The 9,525-nt window shown below is 41.6% G+C and carries 7 protein-coding genes; all 7 read right to left on the reverse strand.

The annotated features are described in order from the left end of the window. Positions 1–224: 224 nt before the first annotated feature. Positions 225–674 carry a DUF3284 domain-containing protein gene (locus KGF70_RS15655; protein WP_216769507.1) on the reverse strand — a complete coding sequence of 150 codons (450 nt, stop codon included), beginning with the start codon at positions 672–674 and terminating at the stop codon, positions 225–227. Between the two features lie 13 nt (positions 675–687). Next, positions 688–1,956: a PTS sugar transporter subunit IIC gene (locus KGF70_RS15660; protein WP_216769509.1), complete on the reverse strand. Its 1,269-nt coding sequence runs from the start codon at positions 1,954–1,956 to the stop codon at positions 688–690. A gap of 115 nt (positions 1,957–2,071) precedes the next feature. Beyond that, positions 2,072–3,106 (reverse strand): LacI family DNA-binding transcriptional regulator, encoded by a 1,035-nt coding sequence (locus tag KGF70_RS15665; RefSeq protein ID WP_105921882.1) that lies wholly within the window; start codon positions 3,104–3,106, stop codon positions 2,072–2,074. 331 nt (positions 3,107–3,437) lie between these two features. Continuing rightward, the gene (locus tag KGF70_RS15670; RefSeq protein ID WP_216769508.1) at positions 3,438–5,396 is read right to left on the reverse strand and encodes an alpha-rhamnosidase; all 1,959 of its coding nucleotides are present in this window, start codon (positions 5,394–5,396) and stop codon (positions 3,438–3,440) included. 81 nt (positions 5,397–5,477) lie between these two features. Then, positions 5,478–6,761 (reverse strand): MFS transporter, encoded by a 1,284-nt coding sequence (locus tag KGF70_RS15675; RefSeq protein WP_216769505.1) that lies wholly within the window; start codon positions 6,759–6,761, stop codon positions 5,478–5,480. A 13-nt stretch (positions 6,762–6,774) separates the two neighbouring features. Then, entirely contained in the window at positions 6,775–8,352 is a 1,578-nt protein-coding gene (locus KGF70_RS15680) for an alpha-rhamnosidase (RefSeq protein ID WP_216769504.1), read from the reverse strand. A 38-nt stretch (positions 8,353–8,390) separates the two neighbouring features. Further along, positions 8,391–9,525, reverse strand: a 1,135-nt coding sequence (locus KGF70_RS15685; protein WP_216786492.1) for an MFS transporter, incomplete at its 5' end; no start/stop codon positions are given.

Below are 9,525 nucleotides of genomic sequence, written 5' to 3' on the forward strand. Positions count from 1 at the left end.
CGTAATACAAATGACCCAGCTGTCCATTCTCCATAATCGTGAGCACATAGCTAATCCGCTGATTGTGCAAGTGGAACGTGTGCCCGTTGATTATTTCAAACATCTTATTTGTCATGCTATTTGTTATCATTTCTGTTATCCCTTTTCCGTCATTTTAAAGCAATCGCCAATGCGCATAAGGAGCCCACAACCACATGTTATGAGCTCCTTATACAACCGCTTTATTATTCGGTACTTCGTGCTAAATCATCTAGATACCGTATTCGTTTCTTAACACCGCGATTATAAAAATACTTGTACATCAAGCCAAAGAACATAAAGTTCATTTGATTACGACTACTTTCAAACACGTTCTGTTCTGAATAAATTAAAACATCGGCACCTGAATGTTCCCGATCAAACTTATAGGTTTGAATGATTTTGCCAGAAGGCTGTTGCGTTTCCAATTGAAAGGTGTCGTCAGTCTTCATGATGTTTACTTTCATCGTATTTTGCGTTATCAATTTATGCATTTTGGTTTGTAGATTAGCCATTATCGTTGTCCCAGGTGTAAGTGTTTGAATGCTTGCATCTGTTCGTTGAAAATACTTGAGTTGTTCCGAAATAAGCGTGCGATATAATTCCGCCCTTGGCGCTCGATATCGATATTTATATGACAACGTATCGGTTCTCAACCCCATCATCCTCCTATTCGGTTAAATCATCCGGCGTTGGTTTTAGTTCTTCTTGTACCCACTCACGATCCATCGCCTTCAAAAACGGAATCCAAATCAAAGTCATCACAACGACATCCACCAGCTGTAATATTGCGCCTGCAATAGATCCAGTACCTAACCACCCAGCTAGGAAAATTGGTGTCGTCCAAACAACTGTGGCCCCAATTGGCCGTGGCACTAATCCAATCGTGATTGCAAAATAAGAAATCGTCGTTGAAACTAAGGGTGCTAAAACCCATGGGACGAATAAGATCGGATTTAGAACAATCGGTAACCCATATGTCATTGGTTCAGAAACGTTAAAGATTGCAGGTGCAAAAACCATCTTCATCGTTTTCTTCATTCGAACTGATTTTGCTAAGAAGAAGGCAAATACAATTGCGCAACCTAATTGCATCCCTTGATTAACGAACACACCCATAAAAGTTGTGTTGATAATGTGTGGGAGATGGGTAGCACCGGCTTTATAAGCTTCGTAGTTTTGAATTGCTAATGCACCCATAATTGGATCAATAATTGAGTTCACAAGCAGTGTCCCGTGAATACCAAACCACCAAAAGATTTGAGTTGCAGCAACTGCAATCAACACTGCTGGTAGGGTACTTCCTAAGCCCATCAAAGGCTGTTGTAAAATTTCGTAAACAAAGTCGACCGCATTTCCCCACTTCGTAAAGGTGAAGGCATAACGAACAATATTAAAGAATAGCAGTGGCGCCGCACCAGGGATAATAGCAACAAATGATTCAGCAATCATCGGCGGAACCGAACTTGGCATTTTAATCGTGATATTTGCGGCGCTGATTTTACAATAAATTTCAGTCGAAATAATAGCGACAATAATCCCCACAAACATCCCTTGCGCACCTAATTTTGAAATTGGAATAAATGCGCCGAGCTTACTGTCATTGCCAATAGGTAACAGCATAATAAAACTAGAAAGTGCAATGGCACCAGCAAATATTTTTTGTTGATGGTAGTGACCAGCTAATTGGTACGCAATCCCAAAGACAATAAATATCGCCGTAATTGACATGGTCGCGTTACTAACAGGACCAAAGAAATCCGTCAAAAATGTGTTAACACCCTTTGGAATGACTTTATCAAAGCCAAAGGTTGTTGGCAGATTCTGTAAGATAACCATAATTGATCCAAACATAGTCGCCGGAAAGGCCACCATAAAGCCATCCCGCAAACTTAACAAGTACCGGTTATTACCAATTGCTTGTGAAGCTGAAGACATTTTTTCTTGAAAACCAGAACTGAATTTTTTCACTGTCTTGATCTCCTATCATTTTATATGTAAACGCTTACAAGAACATTGTGTTTGTTTAGTAAACGTTTACACAATAGGAAATTTATTTTTTTAATTTTTTTATCGATTCTCGTATCATCAATTTGCTTGCACAAATTAGCTGCATTGGCATATTACTTGGCTCAATCATTCTATCCCGGGCTAATTTCACAGCAGTTTTGCCCATCTCTTTTGCCTCCATCCGAACACTAGAAAGTGACGGGACTAAATATTGGTTCATTTCAACATCGTCAAAACTCACAACTGAAACATCATCTGGAATAGTTAAACCAGTCTTGCTAATTGCCTTGTAGACCCCCATTGCCATCGGATCACTAGCGACAACAATTGCAGTTGGTCGGTCTTTGTTTTGCAAAATCTGTTTTGCCAACATCATGCCATCCTCCGCAGACCATCGCCCAATTTGAATGTTGATTTCATCTTGTAGGTCATGCAATTTCATCCAGTTGCGGTAACTAACCGCGCGGACCTCCCGTTTATCCCTTATCACACTTCCATCAGGGCGCACAACACTATTGTACCCACCGATAAATGCAATTTTTCGATGCCCATCCTTATACAACAAATCGAGAATTTCCTGCGTTTTTTCTGCGAAATCAGTTTTGATCACATCAACTCCTGGATGATCGGCATAATTGTCAACTAAAATGACATTATTATTTACTTGTTTAACCCTCTCAATGCCTTCATTGGTCATTTCGCCAACCATAATCACAGCACCAAAATCCTTTAAACGTTGCCATTCTTTACTTTCATCTCGCATTCCAAAGGGCGTTATCACCCGCATCCGCCACCTAGCAGCTTCCTGCTCGATTCCTCTGTGAATCTCATGAAAATACGGGTCATTCAATTCAGATTCCTGATTATGTCTAAGTATCAAACCAATCTGCATACTATCATGATTAAAGCGAGGTCCTTTTTTACTGGCTTCCTTTGAATAGTGCATTCGGTTTGCAATATCTATGACCCGTTTTCGAGTCTCTTCGTTGATACTGAAATTTTGATCATGATTTAAAATCCGTGAAACACTGGCCGGTGACACAGCTGCCATTTTTGCGATATCCCTGATACTAACCATCCTAATCACGTCCTTAATTAGTTTGTTTACATTTTACATCTAAAACGTTTACATAAGCAATCAAACCTTAAATTATTGGGCAGCGCTTGTCACCATATGTGTGCTTTAAGCATACTGACGCAGCACCGTTAATCCCATGACCAAAATTAATCTACCGAACTAAAAAACTGCTTTATCTATAGCGCAAAGAGACCGCCATCACAGTGTTAGCTACACTACGATGACGGTCTCTGTGACTATTTTAACTTTTAGACTACGTACTTACTCGCACCTAATTGGGTGTAAGTAAAAGACTTTTCCAACTAAAACCATTTTGATTACCTAAGCAGATTTATAACTCAACCGTTACAGTCTTATTGGGTAGCAGCTCTAATTTTTGATCATTAACAATTAAAGTTCCCCCGTCTCGTGTTGCGGTAACCGACAGCTGGTTAGCGTTCTTGGCAACTGTCACTGTCCCGTTCTTAACCGGCAACACCGTCTGTAATTGCTTAAATTCCGCTAGTTCTGGTTTGATTTCAAACGTCTGATATCCAGGACTGGTTGGTCGTAATCCGACGAAGTGTCTGCCCAATAAATAAATTGGACTGGCACCCCACGCATGGCACAAGCTCTTCCCATAAGGATCTCCATACATGGCGTACATTTCCTTGCCATGTTGTATTGGATCAAACTCTTCCCAAAATGTAACCGCACCCCGGTCGAGCATTCCGCCCCAATAATCTAGCAAGACTTGATAAACTCGATGCTGTTCACCCAATTTACATAACGCATCTTGCTCAAAGAATTTGAAGTAAGGTGTTGTAATTTGTGTAATCTGATCATTCAGTAAAACGTTCTTCAAAATTGAACGCTGCTTGTCTGCATCGACCACATCAAACAAGATGGCAAAAATATTGGCATGACGCGTCACATGGCGTTTGCCAGACTCATAACTATCGATAAATGCACCTTTTTCGTCATCCCAGAAATAGGTCATGAGGTTCTTCCACAACTGGTCATACTTCAATTGATAACGATCAACAGGCTTATTTAGGACTGACCCGCACGTCATAATCGTTTGATAGACCTCTAACAACAGAACTTGTTCAGCGGCCACCGTACCTTGTTTATCCATTTCCGACCAATCAACAAAGATCCAATCCTGGTCACGACCGTAGATAAAGCCCTTATCATTAGTTTGGTTAATAAAGTATTGAACCATGCTTTCAAGCTTTGGATACACGATTTCAAGAAATTCGCGATCACCAGTCATTTGATAATGATTTAACACACCAATGACCCAGAGCATTGAATAATCCACGATTGTATTCATATGCTGCTTAATATCATCCTGGCCACGCAAAGCTAATAGCGTACGCTTATCAATATCTTCATTGAAAAATGAATACTGATTAATGAAATTGGCTTGATAGGCATCTCCTGCCCAGATCCAACGATCACGCTTGATACCATCAATGAAGAATAAGTCACTACATAAGTTCAACGTTTCGGTGGCAACCTGCCAGATTTGATTAATTAACTTATTGTCTGAGGTAAACTGTGACGGGTTATCTTTTGGCAAATACTCATGCACTGCAGTTAAGTCAACAGTCCCTAATTGGCAATCAGGAACAAAAACATATCTGAATGCCCGTTTACGGACCGCTGTCGTCGCTGTCACATTTTCTTGTTTGTAATAACACATCTCTACGTCACGAGCCTCGGTCTCAGATTCGCCATAGCATAACGTTATTGGGCTAGACGTCTGAACAGTCACTGTCCCATTAACAGCTCGGCCGAAGTCATATAAGACACCACCGTCTACCGCTCGTTGTGCTACTGGAGAAACCGTCTTAGTCTGATACACAATCACATTCGGGTTTTGATCTTTGCGTGTAAACAAGGTATCATGACCGGCTGGCAAAGTCGTGATAAAGTTGCTAGCTAACCAGCCCTCATCGGATTTAATGACCTGCCCATCGATATAGATTGCAGGTAATTCCTGGACGTTTCCAACAAACACTTGAATATCAGTTGCCCCCGCGGAACATTGGATCTGCTTTCCTAGTGGGTGCTTAGTCCCGTTGACATCTACATATCCAGTTCCTTGTGCGTAAACAATAAATTGCGTCGCTTGAGCCAACTCATAATGCCGTTTAAAACTGACATTACGATGACAGTCATCAATATACCAATACGCAGGCCATCCCATGCCGCGCTCTTCACGCTTGAAATTTTGTAGCATTCCCTGGTGAATTTCAAAATCGCCAGGATACCATAGCCATACGGCCTCATTCTTCATTACAATTATCCTCCTCATTCAAATCGATCGGCTATTATCCAGTCACTAGCTCACACTTGTCCGAGCTTCAATTGGAGCATACAGCCACTACGATTTAGCAACCGTTTTCATTGTTGGGTCCTTTAATCCCATCTTTTTAATAATCATAACAATTGTTATTGCACAGGTTCCAAAGAGCACCGTACAACCGACCATAATCCACAATAACAGTTCTGGTGAATAGCCCATCAAAGTTGGCGTAACTAATGAAAAGACAGCCGTTAAAACTCTGACTAAACCGTAAGAAAAACCAGTCATGGTTGCCCGTGCATCAACTGGGTAGAAGGTCTGGCTCCAAATCTTATATAAGGCTTCGCCACATAGTACCGTGCTACCCGAATAGAAGATATAAACGACGGTGAAGACTTGCCACTGATCACTATAGATTCCGGCAATTACAAATGAAAACAAAGCGACGGCAATACCCACATACATCGCCGGGTACCGATATTTCGTATCAGATACCTTAAGATAAATTAAATTAACAAGTAGACAAACGATATTCGCAATAAGGGCCACAATCGTTGAATAGGCTTGCGTCCGACCATCGATTGTTACTAGAAAATAATTGACAAATGAGCCCCAAGTATTTGCAGGTAAATTCCAAAATAGATAGAAAACAGTCAATAATATCATCGGTACCAAGAAGCCACTCGTGTGTAACAGCTGACGTAGCGAATATTTTTTGGTTGTCTGCGTCATTGAATCCTCAGTAGCCTGTTCTTGAACAACCAAGTCAGTTTCAATTGTTTTAAACCGTTTGGAGAAGACTCGTACACACCAGTTAACAAGGGCGACAAGTCCAATCCAGCCGAATAACGCCGCTGGGCTTCCCATTCCACTATTAGCAGTAATAAAACCGATAAACTGTGATAACAAGATTCCGACGGTCCAGAATATCTGTGTGGAAGAAATCGCTCGACCATACAATTTACTGGACATCCGTTCAGAAATCACAGCCAGTGAGGTTGGTAAGTCAGCCCCAGAAGCCAAACCTGCAATCACGACACCAACCAACAGCAAAGTGGTATTGTGGGCAACTGCGATAATCAGCGAGCCCACTGCCACAAAGAAGATATCCGCATTGAAGACCGTGACTCGGCCAAACCGGTCTGATAACCAACCACCGACAAATGATCCTACAGCAACGGCAACCGTCAGCATCGTACTAACTAAGCCGACCATCCAACTGTTGAGTGACAAATATTTTGTCCAGATTGGTAAGGCGACACCAAGACTGACTAACAAGGCTGCATCCATATACGAAGCCAAACCAGCAACAATTATCAAGAGCACATTGGCTTTGCTTAATTTTACTTTTTCGTTCACCATCGTCTATTTCCTCCTAAACGAGGTACTTATTAATTAGATACACCGGTGTACAACTCCAAGCATGACAATAACTGTTCAAGATTGGGCTTCCATAAGGTGAATAGTCTGGTTGATTAGGATCAAAGGCTTCCCAGTAGGTATCGGCCCCGAGAGCCACCATCTTGCCCCAATAATCCTTCATTAGTTGAATTGCTTCTGACTTTAAGCCAGCTTCAAATAATGCTTCTGTAACGTGATGATACATATATGGTGTTGCAATTCCAGTAATTGGGAATAATTGCGCAACTGTGGTTTGCATGAGTGCCTTCGTTTGGTCGTCATCTAACACGTGCGCTAGTGTCATCCACACTTGGCTGGCAACGTTGATTTCACGTTGCTCACCAGAAACAAATAGTCCTCGTTGTTGATCAAATAACTGTGTCTTAGCATACCGAACTAGCTTGTCCAGCATCGCTGTATAAGTGGGTAAATCCGGATCATTAACTTGTTGCGCTAAAGCAATGAATTGCTTCAATGTATAAATCATGATTGCCTGCCCGGCAGTATCCTTATTAAATTCATTCGACCAATCGATAAAGACAGGTTCATCTTCCGTCAAAACCAACTTACCGTCTTCGTCAACTTGTTTGAGTCCAACATCAATCTGCTTTTTAGCAACGTCATATAAATCATCCAAGACAGCTTTATCCGAATTAAAGGCTTCATAATCAGCTAAAATCGAGATAAAGAACAAACTATAGTCAAATAGAAAGGTATCATCTGGTACTTCTGTTGGCTTTGTAAAGACGTTTGCCGGAATCCGTCCATCGGTTGCTGGCATCGCGCCAAACAAATATAGACACCGTTTAACCAGATCCGTGTCCTTAAATGTGGCATAGTTAGCTAAGGCTTGTAGTCGTAAATCACCAATCCATAATCGCCGATCACGCTTAGGACCGTCTTCAAAAACATCCTGCATACAATCAGCCAACGTTTTAAGGCCTACTTCATAAATATGTTGCAATTGTTCATCCGCAAGTTTAGGTTGCGATACAGTTGCAATATCTACTGCACTAACCGCATTCACCGTCGGATTACTGAAGACCGCTCGCCATTTTGGTGACGTATCCACTACTGTAATTTCAACATACCGAAAACTGTAGCGGCGTGGGAGCGTGAGCGTGGTTGGCAAGGTATCCAAGTGAATCGACTCCTCTTGAATCCAAGATTTACTCAACCAGCCATCATAATCCTCGCTCTTATGTGCCAATTCAGCTGGCATTTCGGCAAACTTCAACTTCAGAAATAGTGGTGCATCCATTGGTGAACCAACGGCATCAATCTTCATGCTGAACTGGCCTACTTGATGGTTGCCAAAATCTAAGATGAGCTGGTCACCACGTTTTAGCTCGTGGTTCGGCAGTTCATCCGCAGTTGCCACTTGCTTAACACCCCATCCTTCCAGGCCATCTGAGTCTTGTTCCAAAGTTACGAGCGACTTGGCTGCCACCTTGGTTTGCTGTAATTTCGGCCGATAATTAGCCGCCTTATCTAAGAAATCCTGACGATGTTCAAATTGAACATCATTGTTAATTTGAAAGGTAAAAGCCATCCTTTTCACTCACTTTCTCAATTCTTCATGATTAAAAATTAAAAATTGTTAATGCCATGTTTCTTTTCCAAACGCATCATCGTCAAACCAGCGACAAAGCTAATGAAGACAATGGCCGCAAAACCAAACATGGTGTTACGAATCGCTGAAGGAACAACTAATGCAGGTGTGATCAATGCAAACAATCCACAGCAGACCCGCGAAAAGCCATTGATAAAGCCTTGTACTGAAGCCCGTACTTCAACAGGAAAGGCTTCTTGAGTCCAGACCTTATACATCGCTTCGCCGGCAATATTATTCCCGATGTTATAGCATCCAATCGTGATAACAATTGGCCATAATGAATGGCTGCTCATTGCTAATCCTAGCATTGCCAAAAATTGAACCGTAATTCCGACTAAGAAGAATTTGTTACGATACTTACCACCCGCAACAGAGGCAAATGCCATGGTTGCTAACAGCGAAATGAAGTTCAAGACAATACCGGCACCCGTGGCAAAACTTTGACTTGCATGTGCTTGAACAAGTGTGAAGGTTTGGAACTGGCCAAACGTATTTGCTAATAAGTTCCAGCAAACGTAGAAAATTAGAATACTGAAGAAAAATGCCATAAACCGTGACTTGTTTGCACCTGCAAACACCGTCTTAATTGAGACCTTTTCTGTGGTATCTGAGGCCGCTTCTTGATCAATTCGCCGTTGTTCTCCTTCTTCATGGAAGACACGGAATTTGGCTGAAAAAGTCCGCCATGCCCAAGTAATCAATGCAAAGATTGCTAAGATTGAGAAAACAATTCGAGCACCGGAAGCACCAGCCATCTTAGAAACGATAAACGCACAAACATAAGACATAAAGACCCCAATTTGCCAGAAAATTTGCGTTGATGATACTAGACTAGCTGACGTCTTGTCATCTGGCGCATCATGCGAAACTACGGTTAAGCTAATTGGTAAATCGGCACCGGATGCTAATCCAGTAACAACCACCCCGATTAAGAGCATCACGTAAGTATTGGAGAACACACAGATTAATGCCCCAATCGCATAAATTAGGTTCAACCAATTAAATGATTTAATTAGACCAAAAGATTTTGTGATCTGACCTGCTAATAATGAGCCAATTGCAATTGCGAATGTTAAGGCTCCTGAAATAATACCAACTTCACTATTTGTA

The sequence above is a fragment of the Lactiplantibacillus sp. 7.2.4 genome, from assembly GCF_018991185.1.
Lineage (GTDB): Bacteria > Bacillota > Bacilli > Lactobacillales > Lactobacillaceae > Lactiplantibacillus > Lactiplantibacillus pentosus.

What these genes read in the sequence shown, in the direction of transcription:
- KGF70_RS15680 (WP_216769504.1), bottom strand. Translation starts at nt 8,352, where the DNA reads ATGGCTTTTACCTTTCAAATTAACAATGATGTTCAATTTGAACATCGT.
- KGF70_RS15665 (WP_105921882.1), bottom strand. Translation starts at nt 3,106, where the DNA reads ATGGTTAGTATCAGGGATATCGCAAAAATGGCAGCTGTGTCACCGGCC.
- KGF70_RS15660 (WP_216769509.1), bottom strand. Translation starts at nt 1,956, where the DNA reads ATGTCTTCAGCTTCACAAGCAATTGGTAATAACCGGTACTTGTTAAGT.
- KGF70_RS15675 (WP_216769505.1), bottom strand. Translation starts at nt 6,761, where the DNA reads ATGGTGAACGAAAAAGTAAAATTAAGCAAAGCCAATGTGCTCTTGATA.